This is a genomic window from Streptomyces sp. NBC_00236 (assembly GCF_036195045.1).
Taxonomy (GTDB): Bacteria; Actinomycetota; Actinomycetes; order Streptomycetales; family Streptomycetaceae; genus Streptomyces.
The window spans coordinates 2,979,211-3,002,275 of sequence record NZ_CP108100.1; the positions used below are offsets into that span (position 1 = coordinate 2,979,211).

Sequence of the window (23,065 nt, forward strand, 5' to 3'; positions counted from 1 at the left end):
CGATGAGCGTTCCGACGCCCCCCGCCGCCCCGCAGTACCCGCAGTTCCCGCAGGGGCAGCCCACGCAGGGGGCCGTGCCCGCGCCGCCCGCCGCGCCCCCGAAGAAGAACACGCTGAAGAAGATTCTCGGCGTCGTCGTCATGATCGTCGTCGCGGTGGTGGTGAAGCTCGGCATCGGTTACGCCTTCGGCGACTCACCGGTGCGCGCCGAGGTCGGCGACTGCGTCCAGGTCACCGGTGCCGAGAACAGCCCCGAGGTCGAGACCAAGGGCTGCGAGGACGCAGACGCCAACTACAAGGTCGTCAAGGTCATCGAGAACACCTTCGACATCAACTCCTGCACGGTCGGCGAGGCCGCGCTCGCGCAGGAGTGGGACGCCGACAAGTTCGTCCTCTGCCTGAACCCCGTGAAGAAGTAGGGCGCGTCGGGTGACACGACGGGCGGGCCGGAGACATCCGGCCCGCCCGTCTCGTGTCCCCCGGTGGATCAGAGGTTGCCGCGCTTCTCCTGCTCGCGCTCGATCGCCTCGAACAGGGCCTTGAAGTTGCCCTTGCCGAAGCCCATCGAGCCGTGGCGCTCGATCATCTCGAAGAAGACGGTCGGCCGGTCCTGGACCGGCTTGGTGAAGATCTGCAGCAGATAGCCGTCCTCGTCGCGGTCGACGAGGATCTTCAGCTCGCGCAGGGTCTCCACGGGCACCCGGGTCTCGCCCGCCCACTCGCCGAGGGTGTCGTAGTAGGAGTCCGGGGTGTCGAGGAACTGGACACCGGCCGCACGCATCGCCTTCACGGAGGCGACGATGTCGTTCGTGGCGAGCGCGATGTGCTGGACGCCGGCGCCGCCGTAGAACTCCAGGTACTCGTCGATCTGGGACTTCTTCTTGGCCACGGCCGGCTCGTTGATCGGGAACTTGACCTTGAGCGTGCCGTCGGCGACGACCTTGGACATGAGCGCGGAGTACTCGGTGGCGATGTCGTCGCCCACGAACTCCTTCATGTTGGTGAAGCCCATGACCTTGTTGTAGAAGCCGACCCACTCGTTCATCCGGCCGAGCTCGACGTTGCCGACGCAGTGGTCGACGGCCTGGAAGGTCCGCTTGGCCGGGGGCTCGACGATCGGGTCGGCGGCGGCGAAGCCCGGGAGGTAGGGGCCTTCGTAGCCGGTGCGCTCGACGAGGGTGTGGCGGGTCTTGCCGTACGTGGCGATGGCGGCCAGGACGACCGTGCCGTGCTCGTCCTTCACCTCGTGCGGCTCGGCGAGGCCGAGGGCGCCGTGCTCGACCGCGTAGGCGTACGCGGCGCGGGCGTCGGGGACCTCGATGGCCAGGTCGACGACGCCGTCGCCGTGCTCGGCCACATGGTCGGCGAGGAAGCGGCCGTGGTCCGTGGACGCCTTGATGACGGAGGTGAAGACGAAGCGGGCGGAGCCGTTGGTCAGGACGTAACTGGCGGTCTCGCGGCTGCCGTTCTCCGGTCCGGAGTAGGCGACCAGCTTCATGCCGAAGGCCGTCGAGTAGTAGTGCGCGGCCTGCTTGGCGTTGCCGACGGCGAAGACGACCGCGTCCATTCCCTTGACCGGGAAGGGATCGGCCTGCCGCGCTGTCTCGGGGGTGCTGTGCATCGTCTCAGTCATGCCCGAAGGTTCTCGCCGCTTCGCAAGGTGCGCAACAGTTCGTGAATTCACTGGGCAATCTGTTCACCACGTGGCCATGATGAGCGGGCGATCTGTACATGATGACCATCACAGGACCCCTCGGAGGCCGGCTGTGGCAATCGATCATCTGGACGGGCGGCTGATCGTGCTGCTGGCCCGCGAACCCCGGATAGGCGTCCTGGAGGCGTCGCGCCGGCTCGGCGTGGCGCGCGGCACGGTGCAGGCCCGGCTGGACCGCCTTCAGTCGAATGGCGTCATCCGCGGCTTCGGCCCGGACGTCGACCCGGCGGCGCTCGGCTATCCGGTGACCGCGTTCGCGACGCTGGAGATCAAACAGGGCCAAGGCGCCGATGTACGGGCCCACTTGGGTGGCGTACCGGAGGTTCTGGAGCTGCACACCACCACCGGGCACGGCGACATGTTCTGCCGTCTCGTGGCCCGTTCCAACGCCGACCTTCAGCGGGTGATCGACCGGGTTGTCGGATTTGATGGCATTGTCCGGGCCTCCACGGCCATCGTCATGGAGAACCCCGTGCCCCTGCGCATCATCCCGCTCGTCGAACAGGCGGCGCAGGACACCGACTGAGCCGAGGAGTGACGTGTGAGCTTCTGGGAGTACCTCGGAAATCGGCACCAGCAGTTGCTCACCGACGCGTTCCAGCACGCCAGCGCCGTCTTCCAGTGCATGGTCATCGCCACCGTCCTCGGCGTCCTGATCGGAGTGGTCAGCTATCGCAGCGGCTGGGGCTCCTCGGTGGCGATCACCTCGACGGCGACCGTCCTGACCATTCCGTCCCTCGCCGCGATCGGTCTGCTGATCCCGCTGGTCGGACTCGGGGTGGCGCCGACGGTGATCACCCTGACGCTGTACGGGCTGCTGCCCATCGTCCGTAACGCCATCGTCGGCCTGCGCGGCGTCGATCCTTCGCTCGTGGACGCGGCGAAGGGCATCGGGATGTCGCGGATCACCCGGCTCCGCAAGGTGGAACTGCCGCTGGCCTGGCCGCCGATCCTCACCGGCATCCGGGTCTCCACCCAGATGCTGATGGGGATCGCCGCCATCGCCGCGTACGCCTCCGGGCCCGGCCTCGGCAACGAGATCTTCCGCGGAATCGCCTCGCTGGGCAGTGCCAACGCCATCAACTCGGTGCTCGCGGGCACGCTCGGCATCGTCATCCTCGCCCTGCTCTTCGACGCCGCGTACGTGCTGCTGGGGCGGCTCACCATCCCGAGGGGGATCCGTGTCTGAGACCGTCGAGGCGACCGAACCGGAGCCGGCCGTCAACGCCACCTCCGGCGCGACCATCCAGCTGGAGGACCTGAGCAAGATCTATCCGGGCAACCCCAGCCCGGCCGTGGACAACGTGTCGATGGACATCAAGGCCGGCGAGACCGTCATCTTCGTGGGCCCGTCCGGCTGCGGGAAGTCGACCACGCTGAAGATGATCAACCGGCTGATCGAGCCGACCTCCGGCCGGATCAGGATCGGCGACGAGGACGTCACCGACATCGACCCGGTGAAGCTGCGCCGGAAGATCGGGTACGCGATCCAGTCGTCCGGGCTCTTCCCGCACATGACGGTCGCCGAGAACATCGCCCTCGTACCGAAGATGGTGGGCTGGTCGAAGTCGAAGGTGAAGGACCGGGTCGAGGAGATGCTCGACCTGGTCGGGCTCGACCCGCGCGAGTTCCACGGCCGCTATCCGCGCGCGCTCTCCGGTGGTCAGCAGCAACGCGTGGGCGTGGCACGGGCGCTGGCCGCCGATCCGCCGGTGCTGCTGATGGACGAACCGTTCGGCGCGGTGGACCCGATCACCCGCGACCACCTCCAGGACGAACTGATCCGGCTCCAGCACGAACTCCACAAGACGATCGTCTTCGTCACGCACGACTTCGACGAGGCGATCAAGCTGGGCGACCGGATCGCCGTACTGCGCGAGCACTCGCACATCGCGCAGTTCGACACCCCGGAGGCCATCCTCACCAACCCGACGGACGACTTCGTCTCCGGCTTCGTCGGCGCCGGTGCGGCACTGAAGCGGCTCAACCTCACCCGCGTACGGGACGTGGAGATCGCCGAGTTTCCGACGGTGACGGTCGACGACCCGCTCCAGTCCATCTTCAACAAACTGCGCAGCGGCCCGCACAACGAGCTGCTGATGCTGGACCGCAGGAACCGCCCGTACAAGTGGCTGCGGCGCGGCGACCTGATGCGGGCCCGAGGGTCGCTGGCGCGCGCCGGGCAGCTGGTGCACGACACGGTGACCAGGGACGCGACGCTGCACGACGCGCTGGAGGCGGTGCTGATCGACAGCGGCGGGCGGGTCGCGGTGACGGGGCGGCGCGGTGAGTTCATCGGCGTCGTCGACATGCACACCCTGATGAACTCCGTGCACGAGCTCCTGGAGGCCGACCGGCTGACCGCCATCGAGCACCAGCACGATCTGGAGGAGCTGCGCACCCATCAGACCGTCCAGGAGCTGGAGGGCGGTGCGGGCGCATGACTCCTCACTCCCCGACCGGCCCCCGCTCCAACGGGCCGGCCCCCGCGTCCGGCCGGGACCGTCCGCCGGGCGAGCACGACGTCAAGGGCCTCGCCTTCCATGACGAGGAGGAGGAACCGTCCCCGCCACCGGCCCGACCGCCGCGCCGCCTCACCTGGCGCAAGCTGGTGATCGTCCCCGCCGCGCTCGCGGTGGTGCTGGTCATCACGTACGTGTGGATCACGAACGTGGACCTCGACTCGATCGCGGAGAACTCCCTGGCCGGTGACACGGTCCAGCTGCGCTGGTGGCAGCACGTCAGGCTCACGGCCATCTCGACGTTCTGGGTGCTGATCATCGCCATTCCGCTGGGCATCGCGCTGACCCGGCGCGGTCTGAGCAAGGCCGCACCGCTGGTCACCGCCCTCGCCAACATCGGGCAGGCGACACCCGCGATCGGTCTGCTGGCGCTGCTGGTGATCTGGCTGGGCATCGGCCCGTCGACCGCCATCACCGGCATGGTGATCTACGCGGTCCTGCCGGTGCTCTCCAACACGGTGGCCGGCCTGAAGGCGATCGAACCGACCCTGGTGGAGGCCTCGCGCGGCATCGGCATGTCGGCGATGGGAACGCTCAGGAAGGTCGAACTCCCGCTCGCCGTCCCGCTGATCCTGGCGGGCGTACGGACCGCGCTGGTGCTGAACGTGGGCACGGCGACCCTGGCCACGTTCGGCGGTGGCGGCGGGCTCGGTGACCTGATCACCTCCGGTATCCAGACCCAGCGCATGCCGGTGCTGGTGCTCGGCTCCGTGCTGACGGTGGTGCTGGCCCTGCTGGTGGACTGGCTGGCGTCCCTGGTCGAGGTGGCGCTGACGCCGCGCGGACTCGAGGTGGAGCGATGAGGACCGGACGCATGCGTACGGCCCTGGCGGGCGCGGCCGCCCTGGCCCTGGTGATGGCGGGGTGCGGGCTGAAGAGCGGTTCCCCGATGGTGGACGACGTGGTGCCGGGTTCGGCCGGGCTGGGGCAGCCGCTGGACGGCGCCTCGCTGACCGTCACCTCGAAGAACTTCAGCGAGAACATCATCCTGGGCCAGATGATCGGGCTGATCTTCAAGGCCGCGGGGGCGGAGGTCCTGGACCGGACGAACCTGCCGGGCTCCATCAGCGCCCGTGAGGCGATCGTGCAGGGCGACGCCGACGCGATGTACGAGTACACGGGAACCGGCTGGATCACGTACCTGGGCCACGCCAAGCCGATCACCGACCCCCTGGAGCAGTGGCAGGCGGTACGCGCCGAGGACCGGAGGAACGGGGTGACATGGCTGCCGCAGTCCACCCTGAACAACACGTACGCACTGGCCATCAGCAAGAAGAACAACGCGAAGTACCACCTGAAGACGCTCTCCGACGTCGCCGCGCTGGCGAGGAAGAGCCCCTCGGCGGTGACGATCTGCGTGGAGAACGAGTTCGCCTCGCGCAACGACGGCCTGCCCGGCATGGAGAAGGCGTACGGGATGTCGATCCCCGCCGCCAACATCAAGAAGATGGACGCGGGCATCGTCTACACCCAGGTGTCGAAGTCCGACTCCTGCCTGCTGGGCGAGGTGTTCACCACGGACGGGCGCATCAAGGCAATGGACCTGGACGTGCTGACGGACAACAAGCACTTCTTCCCCAACTACAACGCGGCGCCCGTCATCCACACCGCGACGTTCGACAAGTACCCGGTGATCGCCGCCCTGTTGGACCCACTCAGCGCCCGTCTGACGACGGAGGTCGCGCAGGTGCTGAACGCCAAGGTGGACGTGGAGGGCGAGGACCCGCACGAGGTGGCGAAGGACTGGCTGATCGAGGAGGGGTTCATCAAGGCGGGGTGACGGGGGCTGCGCCGGAACCGGTCAGCAGCTCGGGATCTTCCCTCCGTGGTCCAGCGCCCGCAGCGAGTCCACCGCGCCCTTCAGGGTCGTGACCGGGATCAGCCGGAGCCCCTTCGGCAGTTCGGACTTCGCCTCCTTGCACTCGGCCTTCGGTACGAGGAAGACGGTCGCCCCGTCCCGTCGGGCCGCCTGCGTCTTGAGCGAGACACCGCCGACCGCGCCGACGTCGCCGTCCGCCTCGATGGTGCCCGTACCGGCGATGGTGCGGCCGCCGGTGAGATCGCCGCCGGAGCCGTCGCCGTCGAGCTTGTCGACGATGCCGAGCGCGAAGAACAGTCCGGCACTGGGGCCGCCCACGTCGGCCAGGTGCAGGGTCACGTCGACCGAGCCGGGCTTCTTGCCGAGGTAGTCCAGGGCGGCGTCGACCGCGGAGTCCTGCGACCGGGCCATGTCGTCGAGGTTGTGCTTCTCGATCTCCTTCTCGGAGCCGCCCGACGGGTAGACGGAGTCGCGCGGCATGACCGCCCGGTCCGTGCGGAACCAGCTGTCGATCACGTCACCGATCCCCACGTCGGCGGTGGGCCCGGTGGCCACGATCGTCGTCATCCGCAGCTGGCCCTCGGTGGGCCGGGTCGGGGCGCCCTCGATGCTGATCACGGGGGTGCCGTGGTCGTCCCCGAGCACGTTCGCCGTCGTCCCCGGCTGCGCCAGCGTGAACGGCAGCGGCGCGAAGGCGGCGACGCCGAAGAGGGCGAGGACCGGGAGGGCGCACAGGGCGAGGGTGCGGGGGCGCGAGTGGCGTGTGAACACCCACCCAATCTAACGGCCCGCGCGTGTGGGCTCGGCGCCACCACCGCCCGGCTTCCGTCCTCAATCGCCGGACAGGCTTTTCTGCGGCCCCGCCGCGGGGTGCGCACCTGTCCGGTGGGTGGGGGTGGGGTCCCTCCGGGGAGACTCCTCAAAAATGGCGTGTGCACCCCGGTACGTAGACGACCCGGGTCGTACGCCATTTTCTGCGGGGACTCCCCTGCACGCCCCCACCCGGCATCGCCTGCGTCTGCACGCCGGTGGGACTGCTGCCGCAGACGCGAGACGGCCGGTCCGGGGCCGTGCAGGGGAGTCCCCGCAGGACGACGAACAAATACCGGGGTCCGCTGCGTGGGACTGGAAACGTTCGTCGTCTGAGGAGACGCCCCGGAGGGGCACCGGACCCCCACCCGGGGGTCAAGGCGCACCCCGCGGGGCACCCGCACCCCATCAAGCCCGTCCGGCGCTTGAGGACGGAACCCCGCGCCAGGGACGCGGGGCAAGGCCGACGGGCCCCGCGCCCAGGAACCCCGCGCGCCCGCCCGGCCGAGGGCCCCGCCCCGCGTCAGCGAAGCGCGTCCGCGACCTCGCGTGCCGCGTCCACCACCCGCGGTCCCACCCGTTCCGGGACCGCGTCGGCGAGCATCACCACGCCGACGCTGCCCTCGACCCCCGTCACCCCCATCAGCGCGGCCGCGGCCCCGCTCGCCCCCGCTTCGAGCTCTCCCTGGGTGAGCGTGAACGCCGTCTCGCCCACCGGCTTCGCCCGGGCGGCGAGGATCGCCCGGCCCGCGGCACCCCGGTCGAGCGGGTGGCGGAAGCCGGCCCGGTAGGCCACGTGGTAGTCCGTCCAGGTGGGTTCGACGACCGCGACGGCGAGCGCGTCCGTGCCGTCGACCAGCGTGAGGTGCGCGGTGGCCCCGATGTCCTCGGCCAGCGAGCGCAGCGCCGGCAGCGCGGCCTCGCGGACGAGCGGATGGACCTGGCGGCTCAGGCGCAGCACGCCCAGCCCGACGCGCGCCCGGCCGCCCAGGTCCCGGCGTATCAGAGTGTGCTGTTCCAGTGTGGCGAGCAGACGGTAGACCACGGTGCGGTTCACGCCGAGTTTGTTGGACAACTCGGTGACCGTCAGGCCGTGGTCGGTGTCGGCGAGCAGTTTGAGGACACGCAGTCCTCGGTCGAGCGTCTGGGAGGTCTCCGCGGTCACGACGCCCTCTCCTCTTTGGGGTGAGCGGCGGCGGCTGTTCCCACGGGTTGTGCGCCGCCGGTCCCAGCGGCGACGCACGGAGAGGCCGCCGGCCTGGCCAAGGCACCGGCTGCGCTCCGCGGCGGCGCTGCCACGGGGCGTTCACATTTTTGGGACAGTAGCGAGCCAGTCCGCTCAGCGGAAGACCTCGTCCAGAATCCGGGCGTTCAAGAAAACGCGCTTGCGCCGGAAACACATAAGTGCCGGTCAGCGGGGCGTCGGCCGAACGGCGCGCATCTACGCGCGTCCAGGTCGGCCGACTCCCTCGCGACGCTCCGTGCACCGGATGTGAACCGGCGTTAACTCACCGTGAACAATTGCTGCACAGATTTTCCGTTCACGAGCACCTCGCAGGCCCGGATCGCCTTCGTCGCCGGGTCCCGGACGGTGAAGTTGAGGGCGAACGTGCCGTCGAGTCCGATGACCCGGGTGACGTAGGAGTCGGCGGTCTGCTTCCCGTCCGCGGTGCGTCCGGTGACGGACACCGTGGCGACGGGTGCGAAGCCCCGGCCGGTCACCTGGACCACCGTGCCGGGCGGGCCTTCGGGCGGCGAGAGCGCGAAGGAGGCGCCGGCCGGGGTGGTGCCGTCCTGGACGGTGAAGGCGGCTGTTTCCGTACGCGGGTTGACGAGGACCTCGCGGACGCGGAGGGCGACGGTGTCGGCCGCGTTGACGGTGAAGGTCTGGGAGAACGCGCCGTCGAGGCCGACCACCTTGGTGCGTACGGCGTCGGACGTCTTCGAACCGTCCGCCCGCAGCCCGGTGATGGACACGGTCGCCACCTTCGCGAAGCCCTGGCCGAGGACGGTGACCGCGGTGCCCCTCGGGCCGGACGCCGGGGTGAGGACGATGAAGGTCGGGGAGACGGTCAGCTCGGTGAGGGCCTGCTGTCCGCCCGCGGTGACCTGGAGTGCGTAGACGCCTCGGGCCGTGGATCCGGCGGCCGTGACCGTACCGGCGAGGGTGCCGTCGGCGGTGATCCGCAGGGTGGAGGCGCTGATGCCGGCGGCGTTGCAGCCGGTGCCGTCGGCGGCGCACAGGGCGGCGGCGGGGGTGACGCCGGAGGGCCAGCCGTCACCGGAGACGGCTATCGAGCCGCCCGGCTTGACCTTGGCGGTGCCCGCGGAGAGTGTCGCGGTGGCCTCGGTGACGGTGAAGGGCGTGGTCAGCAGGGTCGCCGGGTCGTTGGCCTCGTCGACCTGGATCGAGGCGATCGCCGGGTCCGAGACGGTGAAGTCGACGGAGAACGTGCCGTCGGGCCGGCTCTTCACGTAGACGGCGGTTTCGTCGAGTGTCGCTCCGCCGGCGTCGAGGCCGACGGTGTTGATCCACCGGTCCTGGTAGTAGTCGCTGCCGGTGACGGTGATGACGCTGCCGACGGGCCCGCTGGCGCGGGACAGGGCGATCGCCCGGGGGCCGGCGGGGACGAAGGCCTGGACGGTCAGGGGTGCGGTCGCCTCCTTCGTACCGTCGCCGACCTTCACGAGGTACGAGCCGTCCGGCACCGTGCCGGCCGCGGCGAGCACGGCGCTGCCGGTCAGCTGCCCGGAGCCGTTGATCGCGAGGGAGCTGCTCGCGAACTTCCCCGCGTCGCAGCCGCCGCCGTCCGCCGCGCAGAGCGAGGGCACGGGGGTGGCGCCGACGGTCCAGCGGCTGCCCGACAGGGCGACCGAGGTGGAAGGCCTGACCGCCGCGGTGGGGGCGATGAGGGTGGCCGGCTGGCCGGCGCTGCCCTCGGCCGTCACGGTGCCGATGGAGCCGCCGCCCGCGGTGATCTCACAGGTGGTCGTGTAGTTGGAGCCGAGCACCTTCGTGCGGGTGATGTTGCGCAGCGGGGTGAAGGTGATCGGGCCGCTCGCGTTGGCGGGGATGAGGAAGTCCCCCTCGTACGGCGGGATCTCGATCGGCTGCCCGGACGGGACGTCGAGGGCGACCTCGGGTCCGGTGACGGTGACCGTGCCGGTGGCGCCGCCGGACATGGCGAGGTCGACGCTCGGGGTGGTGGGCACGTCGTTGAGGCCGATTCCGCTGGTGGCGGGGGACGGGCCGAGCGTCACCTTGGCGTGCACCTTGCCGCCCGGGTCGACGACGTCGGGGGTCAGTTCGATGCCGAACTGCTGCGGCCCGGTCGCCTCGCCCTGGCCGGCGGGCAGGACGCAGTGGACGGTCGGGGTGATCGTGCCGGCGTGGGCGAGGGGGGCGAGCGCGACGGTTCCGCCGGTCCAGGCGAGTACGGCTCCGGCACCGAGGGCGACGGCGCGGCGCCATGCCGGGCTACCCGGTCTTCCGGTGGGTCTGCGATGCGCGAACATGCGGCTCCTCCAAAGGAAACGGAATGCGACTGATCCGAATGCGGAATGGACGACGCCCGTCTGCTCCATTGCCGTACGGAACAGACGGGCGTCCTTGGTGCTTTCTCTCGCGACCCTTTACAGCAGGGTCAGCGTGAGGGTGGCGCTGTAATCTCCGGGCCGGGTGAATTCGGGCACCGTGAGGGCCAGCCCCGCCTCTGCGTCGAACTTCCCGCCGGTGAACGGACGTGATCCGTCCGGATTCATCCGGCAGAGGCTCGCCGCCTCGCTCCCGAGCACGGTGGGTGATCCGGCGACCGGCGCCCCCACGCTCCCGTCCTGTGCCGTGCAGGCCGGTGCCCACCGCACCGCTCCGGCCGGGATGGTGCTCCCGTCGGCGCTCGTGAAGCCGGTGAGGGTGGCGGTCAGGGACCAGCCGCTGTTGACGCCGCGGGCGTCCTGCACCTCCACCCGGTTGAGGTGGGCGCGCTGCACTCCGCTGTCCGTGCCCAGGACCGTCTCACCGAAGTCGACGGTGTCGCCGTCCTGCGTCATGGACAGCGTCCCCGCCCTGACCTGGGTGGACAGTTGCTGCTCGGCCGTGCTGCCGCCCCCGCCGCCACCGGTGGTGACGGTGAACGGGAGGGTGCGTACGGTCGCCGGGTCGTTGCCCTCGTCGGCCTGGACGGCGGCGACGGCGTCGGAGATGACGGTGAACTCGACGGCGAAGGTGCCGTCCGCGCCGCTCTTCACATAGACCGCGCTGTCGTCGAGCGTGGTGCCCGAGGCGTCGAGGCCGATGACGTTGATCCAGCGGTCCGGGTTGTAGTTCCGGCCGCTGACGGTGATCACGCTGCCGACGGGACCGCTGTCGGACGACAGCGCTATCTCCCGGTTGCCGGCCGCGACGGCTTCGACGGTGAGGGGGGCGGTGGCCTCCTTGGTGCCGTCGTTGACCTTCACCTGGTACCGGCCGTCGGGCACGGCTCCGGCCTCGCCGAGGGTCGCGGTGCCGGTGAGTGTGCCGTAGGAGTCGATCCTCAGGGTGTGCGAGGTGAACTTCAGCGGATCGCAGCCGCCACCGCCCTCCGCGCACAGCGACGGCACGGGGGCCGCGTCCGGGGTCCATCCGGAACCGCCCAGCTTCACTGCGGTGTTCGGGCGTACCGGGTCGGCGGGCGCGGTCAGGTCGGCGGGCTCCGCCGCGGAGCCCTCCGCGGTGACCGTGCCGATGGAGCCGCCGCCGTCGACGATGTCGCAGGGTGTCTCGAAGACCGATCCGAACACCTTGGTCTGCGTCAGCGTGCGGATCGGAGCCAGTGAGATCTCGCCCGAGGCGTCCGCCGGAAGCAGGAAGTCACCTTCGAACGGAGGGAACTCCATGGGCGTGTTGACCGGGACGTTCATGGAGAACTCGGCGCCCCGCACCGTGACGGTGCCCGTGGCTCCGCCGGACATCGCCAGGTCGAGGCTGATGGTGGTCGGCACGTCCTCCAGGGCGATTTGGCTGGTGGCCGGGGACGGGCCCAGCGTCACCTTCGCGTGCACCTTGCCGCCCGGTTCGACGACGGCCGGCGACAGGTCGACGGTCATCTCCTGCGGCCCCGTCGCCTCGCCCTGTCCCGCGGGCAGGACGCAGTGCACGGTCGGGGTCACCGTCCCGGCCGCGGCCGCGGCCGCCGGAATGTCGGGCGGGGACGGTGCGGCCGTCGCCCCGACGCAGCCCAGTGACAGTACGAAGCAGGCCGCGAGCAGACCGGTCACACCGGGTCTTCGTCGTCGGATCACCTGACACCCTTTCATGGACCATTGATTGCGCACATTGAGGAGGTCACGTGCAGAGAAGTCAAGAGAGAGCCAATTGATCCTTTCGGAAATGCCCTAAAGGGATTTTGGAAGACGTTCCTCACATACCTGTTGACTTCTTCGAAGATCACCGTTTCACTGCTGCCGACATGCCGGGCCCGGCACGCAGATCCGCACGTTCAGCGAAATGCACCGAGTGCAGCGAGACGGCGGATCCACGGAATTCAAACCGGAAGGAGTTCCACCCGTCATGTCGATCTCTTCCACCCGCACGTCGCACCGAAGACGCCTGCCGCTGGTCCTGGCGGCGGCGTGTTCGGCCGGCGCCCTGCTCGCCCTGTCGTCCCCGACCGCGTCCGCGGTGGCCCCGCTCACCGCGACGGCCACCTTCAACTGCGGCTCGTGGGGCAGCGGTCTCGCGACGCTGACCGCCGCCGACAGCGGCACGGTCAAGTCCATCAAGATCACGTCCTCGGCCATCACGATGCCGGCCGGCACGAGTGCCGACCCGAACAGCATCACGACGACGCTCAAGATGACCAAGACCTCGGGCGGCGTCACCAGTCAGGTCCAGTTCTCAGCGAAGCTCAACCCCGGTATGAGCGGCGGAAACCCGATCACCCTGGGGCCGCTGAAACTCACCTCCGGCACGCTCGCGGCCGGGGACAGCACCAACACCGTGGTGCTGCCCACTCCCCCGAGCGCCACCAACTGGTCACTGCAGATCGTGGCCTCGTCCCCGACGTCCGCCACCGTGCCGTGTGTGGCGACGTCTGCCCTGTCCGCTCCGTTCGTCTGGTAGCGGCCCCCGCATGACGCCGGCCCGGAGCGGGGAACCGTTGTTCCCCGCTCCGGGCCGGTGCGCCGGAGTGCCGTCGCGGACTCACGTCATGCGGGTGGCCCACTCCTGGACCTTCTTGATCCGCTGCTCGATCTGCCCGGCCGTGGCCTCCGCGCTCGGCGGCCCGCCGCACACCCGGCGCAGCTCGGTGTGGATGACCCCGTGCGGCTTGCCGCTCTGGTGCGTGTAGGCGGACACCATGGTGTTCAGCTGCTTGCGCAGCCCGAGCAGCTGCTTGTGCGTGACCACCGGCCGGTCCTCGGCCGGCTTCTCCAGCAGGTCGGCCTCCGAGGCCGGCTTCTGCCGGCTGTGCGCGATCTGCCGGGTCTGGCGCTTCTGGAGCAGCAGCTGCACCTGGTCGGGTTCCAGCAGCCCGGGGATGCCGAGGTAGTCCTGCTCCTCCTCGCTGCCCGGGTGCGCCTGCATGCCGAACTCGGCACCGTCGTACAGCACCCGGTCGAAGACCGCGTCGGACTCCAGCGCCTCGAAGGGCAGCTGCTCCTCGGTCTCCTCGTCCTCCAGCTTCTCGGCGTCGGCGAGGAGCTTGTCCTCCTCGGAGAACGGGTTCTCCTCGTCACTGCCCTTCTTGGGCTTGTCGAGGACGTGGTCCCGTTCGACCTCCATCTCGTTGGCGAAGTCGAGGAGCATCGGGATGGTGGGCACGAAGACGGAGGCGGTCTCGCCGCGCCTGCGGGAGCGCACGAAGCGGCCGACGGCCTGGGCGAAGAAGAGCGGCGTCGAGATGGTGGTGGCGTACACGCCGACGGCCAGGCGCGGCACGTCGACGCCCTCCGACACCATGCGGACGGCGACCATCCAGCGCGATCCGTCCTCGGTGAACGTGTCGATCTTCTTCGACGCGGCCTTCTCGTCGGAGAGGACGACGGTGGGCTTCTCGCCGGTGACCTTCTTGAGGATCTTGGCGTACTCGCGCGCCGACTCCTGGTCGGTCGCGATGACGAGCCCGCCCGCGTCCGGGATGCCCTTGCGGACCTCGGTGAGCCGCTTGTCGGCGGCGCTGAGGACGTTGGGGATCCAGTCACCCGTGGGCGAGAGCGCGGTGCGCCAGGCCTGCCCGATGGCGTCCTTGGTCATCGGCTCGCCGAGCCGGGCGGCGATCTCGTCACCGGCCTTGGTGCGCCAGCGCATGTTGCCGCTGTAGCTGAGGAAGATGACGGGGCGGACGACGCCGTCGGCGAGCGCGTTGCCGTAGCCGTAGGTGTAGTCGGCCGAGGAACGCCGGATGCCGTCGTTGCCCTCCTCGTACGCGACGAAGGGGATCGGGTTGGTGTCCGAGCGGAAGGGTGTGCCGGTGAGGGCGAGCCGGCGGGTCGCCGGGTCGAACGCCTCCTGGCACGCCTCGCCCCAGGACTTCGAGTCACCGGCGTGGTGGATCTCGTCGAGGATCACCAGGGTCTTGCGCTGCTCGCACCGGTTGCGGTGCAGCATCGGGCGGACTCCGACGCCCGCGTACGTGACCGCGACCCCGTGGTACTCCTTGCTCACGGGACCCGCGCTGTACTCGGGGTCGAGCTTGATCCCTATCCGGGCGGCCGCCTCCGCCCACTGCTTCTTCAGGTGCTCGGTGGGCGCGACGACGGTGATCTGCTGCACGACGTGGTGGTGGAGCAGCCATGAGGCGAGGGTCAGCGCGAAGGTGGTCTTCCCGGCGCCGGGGGTCGCGACGGCGAGGAAGTCGCGCGGCTGCTCCTGGATGTACCTCTCGAGGGCGCCCTGCTGCCAGGCTCGCAGCTTGCCGGCCGTGCCCCAGGGGGCGCGGCCGGGAAAGGCGGGTGAGAGGTGGTGGGAGGCGGTAGTAGTCACGGTCTCCGGTTCGGGTCTCTCGGGTACGTGTGGTGCTGTCCGCACGGACCGGGACGGGCCCGTACGCGATACGACAACCGGGCCACCTTACCGGGGGGCGGGGTGCGATCGGCCTCGGACCGGCCCGCCCCGCACGGAATTGCGACGGCTCTCACACCGCGTCGGCGACCAGGTCGCGCAGCCCCTGGGAGATCGCCTTGACTTCGTCCATTTCGCCCGTGGCGACCGCGATGACCAGGCGTTCGGCCGCGTCGATGTCGGGCCGGAGATCGACCCCGTTCATCGCCAGGAAGGTCATGCACGACAGCCAGGCAGTCCGCTTGTTGCCGTCGAAGAGCGGGTGGTTGATGGCCAGGGACTGGAGGAGCGCGGCTGCCTTGTCGATGATGTCCGGATACGCCTCCTCGCCGAACATGGCCGCGGACGGCCGATGGGCGGCCGACTCCAGGAGCCCGGCGTCGCGGACCACGATCTGCATGTCCGGGCAGGCGTGATCCGCGATGACGAGGATGTCTTCCGAGCTCAGGTAAACACAGCTCACTTCAGCCGCTCCATGAGCTCGCTCCACTTGGCGGCCTGTTCCTTGGCCGTCTTGCGGACGATGGCCTGCTGGGCGGTCCGGGCCAGGTAGTCGTCCACCGCCTGGAGCAATATGGCGTGCATGCTCGTGCCCTCCTGCTCGGCGCGCTGCTTGAGTGCTTCGGTCTGGTCGTCACGAAGACGCAGGTTCATGGCCATACCAGAACGGTACCACCGCATGGGGCCAGATCAGTACCAGTTAGGACGTCCGCACCCGCGTAGCCACCCAGGCCCCCACCAGCGCCACCCCCGCCATCGGCAGGAACACCACCGCGAACGCCCCCGGGTGCGAGCCGGACGCGCCCGCCTCCACCGCCTCGTGCACCGCGCCCACCGCTCCCCCGCCGAGCGCCGCGAACGCCGCGCCGCCCGCGGCCAGCAGCAGGACATTGGAGAGGCCGTCGGAGATCTGCAGGGCGGCGGAGTTCGCGCCCGCCTCCTCCGGCGCCGACAGCTTCAGCAGCAGCACGCTCGTCGAGGCGATCACCATGCCCATGCCGAAGCAGCCGAAGGCCCAGGCCACGGCGACCGTCCAGACCGGCACGCCGTCGATCAGCACCGCCGGAGCCGCAGCTATCGCCGCGGCGACCAGCACCATGCCGCCCACCATCAGCCGCTCGCGGTGCGGTTCGAAGCGCGGCCGTGACTGTACGTACGAGCCCAGCGCCCACGTCAGGCCGCCGGCGGCGAGCGAGAAACCGGCCAGCGTCGGGGACAGGCCGCGCTGGGTGACCAGCATCAGCGGGACGAACGACTCGGCGGCGATGAACGATCCGGCCGCCACCCCGCGCAGCAGCACCACCGCGGGCAGCCCGCGCGCCGCGCGACCGGTGCCCGGGGGCAGGAGGCCGCGGATCGCCGGGACGAGCAGGGCGACACCGGCGGCGGCCGGCAGCAGGGAGAACCAGTTCCGCTCCTGCCCGGCGTACTGGAGCAGACCGGCGCCCAGCGAGATGCCAAGGGCCAGCGCGATGCGCCGGCGGTCGTACGGCTCCACGGGCGCGGCCGCGTCGGCGGGGCCGGACGCCATCCGCCGGATCGCGGGGAGCGCGAGCACCAGCGGGAAGACGACCAGCACGGGGATGCCGACGAAGACCCAGCGCCAGCCCAGGTGCTCGGTCACGCTTCCGGCGGCCAGCGGCCCGACGACGGACGGGATCACCCAGCTCGCGGCGAACGCGGCCAGGATCGCCGGCCGCAGACGCTCCGGGTAGGCCCGGCTGATCACCACGTACAGCGCGACGATCACCAGCCCGCCGCCGAGCCCCTGCACGGCCCGGCCCGCGATGAACATCCACATGGTGCCCGCGGTCCCGGACAGCAGCAGCCCCGCCCCGAAGGCACTGATCCCGGCGGCGAGCGGTGCGAGCGGCCCACGCCGGTCCGCCCACTGGCCGGACAGCACCATGGCGAAGAGGCTGGTGGTGAAGTACGCCGAGAACGCGAACGCGTACAGCGGGATGCCGTGCAGCTCACGGGCCGCGACCGGCATCGCGGTCCCGACCGCCGTCGCCTCGAAGGCGATCAGGAAGACGACGGAGACGATGCCGATGCTCAGCGCCCGGTAGGTCCGCCCGAGGACGCCTTCGGGCGCCGTGGCGACCGCTGCCCCCGGTATGTCGTCGGTGTCTTCGGTGCGGGGCGAGACATCGGCGTCACGCGGTTCCAGGGCGGTCATGAGCCCAAGGGTAAGGGGCGAAATCCGGCATGGGACCTGTCGTGGGTCGCTCCGGTTCTCGTCCGTTGGTCGTAGGACCGGGACGGGCGGGACCGCCGGCCATCGTGAACGCCGTATGGCAGTCGCGTTGCACGGCGGCACGCGCCCTTGTCCGCCCGGCCGCCACGGGAATACGGTCGATCCACAGCAGCACGGCATCACCCGCACGACCGTGTGCCCGAGAGGCTCAGGGGCTCGACTGCAACTCGAGTTACACCGGTTCGAATCCGGTCACGGTCTCCACACCGGTCCGCCCGCCCCTCACGACGAGGGGCGGGCGGACCGTCGTTCCGGCAGGGTCAGCGGCCGGACACCGCGTCCGGCTCCCGGTCGCCCGCGACCGCCGGCCCGGCGGGCTCCGCGCTCCGGCCGCGCGCCTTGCGCACCGCGTACGCGATGAGGACGACGGCCAGACTGCCGAGACTCGTCATCAGCTGGGTGCGCTGGTCGGCGATGACCGCCATGGCCACCAGCACCGCCCCGAAACCGGCCATCACCACCCAGGTGAGGTACGGGAAGAGCCACATCCGCAGGGTCAGCCGCTCGGGCGCCTCGCGCTCCAGCCGGCGCCGCATGCGCAGCTGGGACACGCCGATCATCAGGTACATGAAGATGGCGATCGCGCCCGAGGAGTTCACCAGGTAGGTGAAGACGGTGTCCGGGGACAGATAGGCCAGGAGCACCGAGATCCAGCCGACCACGGTTCCGGCGAGGATCGCGCGGGCCGGGACCTGGCGCTTGTTCGTGGCCACCAGCCAGGTGGGGGCGTCGCCGTGGGTGGCAAGCGCCCGCAGCATCCGCGAGGAGACGTACACCGAGGAGTTGAGCACGCTCAGCACGGCCGTCAGGATCACGATGTCCATCACGACGCCCGCACCCGGCAGCCCGATGATCTTCCAGGCCGCGACGTACGGACTGGCCAGGACCTGGGCGCTGTCCCACGGCACGATGGTGACCACCAGGACGATGGAGCCGACGTAGAAGAGGATGATCCGCCAGATGATCCCGGTGGTGGCCCGGGCCACCGAACGCTCGGGCTCCTTGCTCTCGGCGGCGGCGATGGTGACGATCTCGGCCCCGCCGAACGCGAAGATGACGACGACGATCGCGGAGAAGATCGCGGTGAAGCCGTTCGGGGTGAAGCCGCCGTGCGCGGTCAGGTTGGAGAAGTCGAAGGACGAGTCCGGCCAGGCGCCGAAGACGTAGAGGCCGCCGACGATCAGGAAGGCCACGATCGCGGCGACCTTGACGGAGGAGAACCAGAACTCGAACTCGCCGAACGACTTCACGGAGAGCAGATTGGTCGCGGTCATCACGACCATCAGGCCCATGGCCAGGACCCAGAGCGGCAGGTCGAGCCACGCGTGCAGGATCGCCGCGCCCGCGACGGCCTCCACGGCCACGATGATGACGTAGTAGTACCAGTACAGCCATCCGATGGTGAAGCCCGCCCACGGCCCGATGGCGGTGCGGGCGTAGTCGGCGAAGGAGCCCGCGGACGGCTTCGCGACGACCATCTCGCCGAGCATCCGCATGGTGCACAGCACGAGCGCGCCGGCCAGGCAGTAGGACACGATCGCGGCGGGGCCCGCTGTCTTGATCACCGAGCCGCTGCCGACGAACAGGCCGGCGCCTATCGCGCCACCGATCGCGATCATCGACATGTGGCGGTTGCGCAGGGAGCGGCTGAGTTCCGGTTGCGGGCTCTGCGGTTCTTTCTGCGGTACGGAGGAAGTCATGGCAGCTCCAGTCGGGGGCAACGTCGTACAAGTCGTACAAGGGGGCGGGGAAACCCCTCGGGCGGGTGCGGGCGCGCCGTCGGGAAGCGGCGGCCCCGGCGGGCGGAACGGGTTCCGGCCGGGGCCGCGGTTGCTCTCAGGTCCAGTCGCCCTCGCGGCCGCCGCCGATCACCCAGCTGAGCGACCGGAAGCGGCGCAGCGCCGTCACGGCGTCGGAGGTCCGGATGCGGACGGTCCGGGGGCCGGAGAGTTCGACTCCGGACAGTGCGCTCGCGCGGTCCGCGAGGTGCGGGCTGTCCACGTCGACCTCCACCACGTGCGGTGCGGGGCGCGCGGCGGGCCGGGGCGGGGGCGAGGAGAGCGCCGCCGCGGCCTCGCGGCGGATGTCGGCCGTCGTGACGGCCGGGGTGCGGCAGACGGCCGCATGCCGGGAGATCGCCTTCTTGACGGTGACGGTCCGGCAGCCGGGGGCGTACGCGGCGGCTTCGCGGCAGGTCACGTCGTCGCCGGTGACGAGGACGACCGGGACGCCCGCCTCGGCGGCGACCAGGGCGTTGAACCCGCCCTCGCCGACGGGCTCGCCGTCGATACGGACGCCGAGGATGCTGTGCGAGAGATAGGTGTGAGCGAGGACGCCCTGTTCGCCGGCGCCGGTGTGGTAGCCGACGAACGCGACGGCGTCGATGCCCTCCTCCAGTCCTTCCAGCATCCCGAGCGGCTTGTGCCGGCCGACGATCAGGACGGCGCGGGGGTCGAGTTCCTCGATGAGGACGTTGTCCATGCCGCAGTGCGCGTCATTGACGACGATCTCGTCCGCTCCGGCGTCGGCGAACCCGGCGACGGCGGCGTTGACGTCCTGGGTGAGCAGCCGGCGGAAACGTTCGTAGCGCGGTGTCCCCGTGGTGACGTCCGCCGGGGAGACGGTGCCCGTCGCCCCTTCCATGTCGGCGGATATGAGGACGCGCTTCATCCCGCCGCCTCCTGCTTCGCTCCGTCCTCGCACAGCGCCACGAGGGCGTCCGCGTGGGAGAGGCCGCTCTCCTCGACGACCTCGCGGATGCTCTGGGCCTCGCGGACCATGGCGAGGCGGACCTGTCCGGCCGCGTCCGTGCGGTAGCCGTACACGGCGGGTCTGGGCAGGGAGTTGTACGAGAAGTGCGAGGAGAAGTAGTACGCGCCGGTGTCGTACAGCGCCACCACGTCACCGGGCTCGATGGCCGGGAGTTCGCGGGCGGTCGCGGTCAGGTCCCCGGCGAAGCAGCACGGTCCCGCGATGTCCACGACCTGGAGCGGGCCGTCCTTGGCGCGGCCCCCGGCGTCGAACACGCCGACGCGCAGGGGCCAGGCGTCCGGCATGAACACGGTGCGGGTGGCCACCTGGGCGCCGGCGTGGGTGACGGCGATGCGCCGGCCGCCGGCGGACTTGGTGTACTCGACGACCGAGCCGATGGTGCCGCTCTTCGCCAGCAGCGAGCGGCCGAACTCGGTGACGAGTGTGTAGCGGCCGTCGAAGAGCCCGGGGGCGGCGTTGCGCAGCTCGGCCACGTAGTCGGAGAAGGTGGGGCGGTCGTCCTCGGTGTCGAAGTTGACGGGCAGGCCGCCGCCGATGTCCAGGCCGGTGATCTGAGCGCGCCCCAGCAGACCGTTGATCCGCTCCGCGAGGTCGTACGCGGCGCTGACACCCTGCGCGATGAGCGGCAGCGGGCAGCCCTGCGAGCCGACGTGTGCGTGCAGGCGGTTGAGCCAGGGGCGCCGGGTGAAGGCGTCGATCACGGCGTCCACGGCGCCCGGATCGCGCAGCGCGACGCCGAACTTGGAGGTCGCCGTGGCGGTGCTCATCGCGCCGATGGCGCCGGCGCCGACCTGGGGGTTCACCCGCAGCCCGATGGGTCCGGACGGCTCACGGCCGGCCAGCAGACGGTCGACGCGCTCCAGCTCCTGGAAGTTGTCCAGGTTGATCGCGATGCCGTGCTCCAGCGCGAACTCCAGCTCCTCGACCGTCTTCGCCGGGCTGTCGAAGACCAGCCGGTCAGGGCTGAAGCCGGCGGCGAGGGCCTGCTCCAGCTCGCCGGGCGAGGCGACCTCGCAGCCCATGCCGGCCTCGGCGAGCAGCCGCAGTACCGGCACCAGTCCGCATGCCTTGGCCGCGAACGTGTGGTGGACCGTGGCCGGTCCCTCGAACGCCTCGTTCAACGCGTCCACCGCGGCCAGTACCCCGTCGACGTCGAGGAGGCCGACCAGGGGCGCGCCGGGGCCGAGCAGCCCCTCCTCGACGGCATGCGCGAGCGCCGCCTCGCGGGCCCGCTTGCGCTGGGGGACCGAACCGGATGTCACCTGAACCACACTCCTGAGGGATCGCTCGTGCGCCGCGCTCGTGCGGCCGCGGGCCGTTGTGCCCAGCTTCGGGGTGCGGAGCCCGGCATGTCTTCGTCGGCCACGACCATGCCTGGCCGGTTGCGCTGTCCGGGACGACAACTGAATGATCATGAGAGGGCGTGCCGTCCCTGACGACGCCTCAGCCGGTACGCCTGTCCAGGCGCAGTCCCACGTCCGCCAGCAGCCGTACGGCCGGGTCCGCCAGGTCGACCCCGAACAGGTCCCTGGCCCGGCGCAGCCGGTACCGCAGCGTGTTGGGGTGCACGTTGAGGCGCCGTGCGGCGGCGGCCGTGTCGCCGAAGGCGTCGAGGTGCGCGGCGACCGATTCGGCGTACCGCGATCCGTGCGCCCGGTCGTGCGCGGTCATCGCGTGCACCGGCCCCTCCATCGCCCCCCACAGCGGCTCCACCCGGTCCAGCAGCCGCAGCACCGCGGCCTCGGCCGCCACCTCCGCGTACGACGCCACCGCCGAGGCGGTTCCGCCGGCGGGCAGGCGGGCGGCCCGCTCCCTCAGCACCCGTACCACCAGCTCCGCCGCGTCACGGGAGGCGGGCAGCTCCGCCAGGTCCTCCACCACGGGTCCGGCGCCGGCGAAGACGACGCCGCGCGGCACGCCGCGGGCCGTCGCCAGCAGGGTGCGGGCGGGATCCGTCTCGCCGTCCACGGCCGGCACCAGGGCGTACAGCCGCTGCCCCGACCGCGCGGTCACACACCCCGGGCGGTAGGCGGCGGCCTGCAACGCGAGTACGTCCAGCACCCGTTGTCCCACGTCGCCCGGCGCGGGCTCCGGGCCGTCGTGCGCCTCCGCCACCATCACCGCGTACGGCCGGCCCCGCACGATCCCGACGTCGTGCGCCGCCTGCGCGCTGCCCGCCAGGAGCGCGTGCACCGCGCCCTCACGCGCCCGGGCCGCGGCCCGGCCCCACGTCCGGTGGTGCGACAGGTGCGGGACCGCGGCCCGGCCCGCCGTCCGCAGCGCGGCGCCCGCGTCCTCGGCCAGCGGGCGCCCGTCCGTTGCGGCCCAGATCGAGCCGAGGACCTCGGATCCGTGCCGCACCGCGACGGCCAGCCGCTCGGCGTACCGGTCGTCGGCGGGGAGCCGCACCACGTCGTCGGTGTTCCACAGGGCCTGGAAGAAGCCGCTCTCCCGCAGTTCGGCGACCCGCCAGCGGGGCACCTCCTGGCCCAGGATCGTGAGCCTGCGCATCGGATCGGGCTCATGGTCCATGCGTGAGTACGCCAGCACCCGGGACTGCGGGTCCTCGATCGTGATCGCGCCGCCGACGAGGTCCGCCACGGTGTTGGCCAGGCCCGACAGATCGCCCAGTCGCAGACCGTCCACCCCGGCCGTGCCCGCGGACCGGTCGGGGACGCTGTGCACCAGCGCCGTCCGCAGCCGGCCGAGCACCTCGGTCCAGCCCTGCTCCGGCCGCCGGGTCAGCAAGGCCGTGCGCCCCCGCTCCGCCGCCTCCAGCAGGGCCGTCCGGGGCCCCCTGGTGCCGCGCCGCATCACCACGGCCGCGGCCCCGGCGCGGTCCGCGGCGCGCAGCACGTCGACCGCATCGGGCGAGGCGACCTCCACACCGACGGCCAGCAGGACCGTGCCGGTGGCCGTCCACGCCTCCTCGTCCCGCTCCTCGCCCGGGTCGTGCAGCACCACGTCGCGGACGCGCACACCGGTGCCGTGCGGTGCCACGACGACGTCGAGCGTCCCGGCGGCGATCAGCGCGAGGAGCTGCGCCAGGGTGGGGCCGCTTTCGGACCGGTCCGCTTCGCTTTCGGACCGGTCCGCTTCAAAGGGGTGCATCCGCACATAGTGACCC

20 protein-coding genes and 1 tRNA gene are annotated in these 23,065 nt (G+C 71.0%); 8 read left to right on the forward strand and 13 right to left on the reverse strand.

What is annotated here, in order from left to right; translation table 11 throughout:
* Positions 1-2 precede the first annotated feature (2 nt).
* Positions 3-419, forward strand: a complete 417-nt coding sequence (locus OG446_RS13340) for an LppU/SCO3897 family protein (RefSeq protein WP_328894244.1) — start codon at positions 3-5, stop codon at positions 417-419.
* 68 nt (positions 420-487) lie between these two features.
* Here the strand turns inward: OG446_RS13340 and hppD are convergent, their stop codons facing one another.
* Complete coding sequence (gene hppD / locus OG446_RS13345) at positions 488-1,633, reverse strand: 4-hydroxyphenylpyruvate dioxygenase (protein ID WP_328894245.1); 1,146 nt, start codon at positions 1,631-1,633, stop codon at positions 488-490.
* Positions 1,634-1,766: 133 nt separating this feature from the next.
* Between hppD and OG446_RS13350 the strand changes: the two genes are divergently transcribed.
* From OG446_RS13350 to OG446_RS13370, 5 genes are read left to right on the forward strand one after another with little or no spacing between them, the layout of a single operon-like run.
* Positions 1,767-2,240 (forward strand): Lrp/AsnC family transcriptional regulator, encoded by a 474-nt coding sequence (locus tag OG446_RS13350; RefSeq protein WP_026241547.1) that lies wholly within the window; start codon positions 1,767-1,769, stop codon positions 2,238-2,240.
* A gap of 15 nt (positions 2,241-2,255) precedes the next feature.
* Positions 2,256-2,903, forward strand: a complete 648-nt coding sequence (locus tag OG446_RS13355; protein WP_328894246.1) for an ABC transporter permease — start codon at positions 2,256-2,258, stop codon at positions 2,901-2,903.
* Positions 2,896-4,158, forward strand: a complete 1,263-nt coding sequence (locus tag OG446_RS13360) for an ABC transporter ATP-binding protein (protein WP_328894247.1) — start codon at positions 2,896-2,898, stop codon at positions 4,156-4,158. Before OG446_RS13355 ends, OG446_RS13360 begins: the two co-directional genes overlap by 8 nt.
* On the forward strand, positions 4,155-5,039 hold the full coding sequence (locus OG446_RS13365; RefSeq protein WP_328894248.1) for an ABC transporter permease: 885 nt from the start codon (positions 4,155-4,157) through the stop codon (positions 5,037-5,039). The genes OG446_RS13360 and OG446_RS13365 overlap by 4 nt, the downstream gene beginning before the upstream one ends.
* Before the next feature lie 11 nt (positions 5,040-5,050).
* The gene (locus OG446_RS13370) at positions 5,051-6,016 is read left to right on the forward strand and encodes a glycine betaine ABC transporter substrate-binding protein (protein WP_328894249.1); all 966 of its coding nucleotides are present in this window, start codon (positions 5,051-5,053) and stop codon (positions 6,014-6,016) included.
* 21 nt (positions 6,017-6,037) lie between these two features.
* Here OG446_RS13370 and OG446_RS13375 read toward each other — a convergent pair whose 3' ends face one another.
* The 4 genes from OG446_RS13375 to OG446_RS13390 form a co-directional block, all read right to left on the reverse strand.
* Positions 6,038-6,826 carry a S16 family serine protease gene (locus OG446_RS13375; protein ID WP_328894250.1) on the reverse strand — a complete coding sequence of 263 codons (789 nt, stop codon included), beginning with the start codon at positions 6,824-6,826 and terminating at the stop codon, positions 6,038-6,040.
* A 562-nt stretch (positions 6,827-7,388) separates the two neighbouring features.
* Positions 7,389-8,030 (reverse strand): IclR family transcriptional regulator, encoded by a 642-nt coding sequence (locus tag OG446_RS13380; protein WP_328894251.1) that lies wholly within the window; start codon positions 8,028-8,030, stop codon positions 7,389-7,391.
* Between the two features lie 338 nt (positions 8,031-8,368).
* On the reverse strand, positions 8,369-10,381 hold the full coding sequence (locus tag OG446_RS13385; RefSeq protein ID WP_328894252.1) for a hypothetical protein: 2,013 nt from the start codon (positions 10,379-10,381) through the stop codon (positions 8,369-8,371).
* Between the two features lie 117 nt (positions 10,382-10,498).
* Positions 10,499-12,124 (reverse strand): WxL domain-containing protein, encoded by a 1,626-nt coding sequence (locus OG446_RS13390; protein WP_328894253.1) that lies wholly within the window; start codon positions 12,122-12,124, stop codon positions 10,499-10,501.
* A 292-nt stretch (positions 12,125-12,416) separates the two neighbouring features.
* Here OG446_RS13390 and OG446_RS13395 point away from each other — a divergent pair, with 292 nt between their 5' ends.
* Positions 12,417-12,968: a hypothetical protein gene (locus OG446_RS13395; protein WP_328894254.1), complete on the forward strand. Its 552-nt coding sequence runs from the start codon at positions 12,417-12,419 to the stop codon at positions 12,966-12,968.
* Positions 12,969-13,049: 81 nt separating this feature from the next.
* On the opposite strand, the gene OG446_RS13400 is transcribed toward OG446_RS13395, so the two are convergent.
* The 4 genes from OG446_RS13400 to OG446_RS13415 all read right to left on the reverse strand — a co-directional run bounded on the left by OG446_RS13400 (position 13,050) and on the right by OG446_RS13415 (position 17,088).
* A complete protein-coding gene (locus tag OG446_RS13400; protein WP_326736443.1) occupies positions 13,050-14,831 on the reverse strand; it encodes a DEAD/DEAH box helicase in 1,782 nt (593 codons plus the stop codon).
* A 151-nt stretch (positions 14,832-14,982) separates the two neighbouring features.
* Positions 14,983-15,372: a type II toxin-antitoxin system death-on-curing family toxin gene (locus OG446_RS13405; RefSeq protein WP_328894255.1), complete on the reverse strand. Its 390-nt coding sequence runs from the start codon at positions 15,370-15,372 to the stop codon at positions 14,983-14,985.
* On the reverse strand, positions 15,369-15,569 hold the full coding sequence (locus OG446_RS13410; protein WP_026290595.1) for a ribbon-helix-helix protein, CopG family: 201 nt from the start codon (positions 15,567-15,569) through the stop codon (positions 15,369-15,371). The genes OG446_RS13405 and OG446_RS13410 overlap by 4 nt, the downstream gene beginning before the upstream one ends.
* A 40-nt stretch (positions 15,570-15,609) precedes the next feature.
* Positions 15,610-17,088: an MFS transporter gene (locus tag OG446_RS13415; protein WP_328894256.1), complete on the reverse strand. Its 1,479-nt coding sequence runs from the start codon at positions 17,086-17,088 to the stop codon at positions 15,610-15,612.
* A 207-nt stretch (positions 17,089-17,295) separates the two neighbouring features.
* Between OG446_RS13415 and OG446_RS13420 the strand changes: the two genes are divergently transcribed.
* Positions 17,296-17,370, forward strand: a tRNA-Cys gene (locus OG446_RS13420).
* 56 nt (positions 17,371-17,426) lie between these two features.
* Here the strand turns inward: OG446_RS13420 and OG446_RS13425 are convergent.
* The 4 genes from OG446_RS13425 to OG446_RS13440 all read right to left on the reverse strand — a co-directional run bounded on the left by OG446_RS13425 (position 17,427) and on the right by OG446_RS13440 (position 23,049).
* The gene (locus tag OG446_RS13425; protein ID WP_328894257.1) at positions 17,427-18,866 is read right to left on the reverse strand and encodes an amino acid permease; all 1,440 of its coding nucleotides are present in this window, start codon (positions 18,864-18,866) and stop codon (positions 17,427-17,429) included.
* Between the two features lie 136 nt (positions 18,867-19,002).
* Positions 19,003-19,836, reverse strand: a complete 834-nt coding sequence (locus OG446_RS13430) for a M55 family metallopeptidase (protein WP_328894258.1) — start codon at positions 19,834-19,836, stop codon at positions 19,003-19,005.
* Complete coding sequence (locus tag OG446_RS13435) at positions 19,833-21,200, reverse strand: diaminopimelate decarboxylase (RefSeq protein WP_328894259.1); 1,368 nt, start codon at positions 21,198-21,200, stop codon at positions 19,833-19,835. Before OG446_RS13435 ends, OG446_RS13430 begins: the two co-directional genes overlap by 4 nt.
* 181 nt (positions 21,201-21,381) lie before the next feature.
* On the reverse strand, positions 21,382-23,049 hold the full coding sequence (locus OG446_RS13440; RefSeq protein ID WP_328894260.1) for a PucR family transcriptional regulator: 1,668 nt from the start codon (positions 23,047-23,049) through the stop codon (positions 21,382-21,384).
* Between the last annotated feature and the right edge of the window lie 16 nt (positions 23,050-23,065).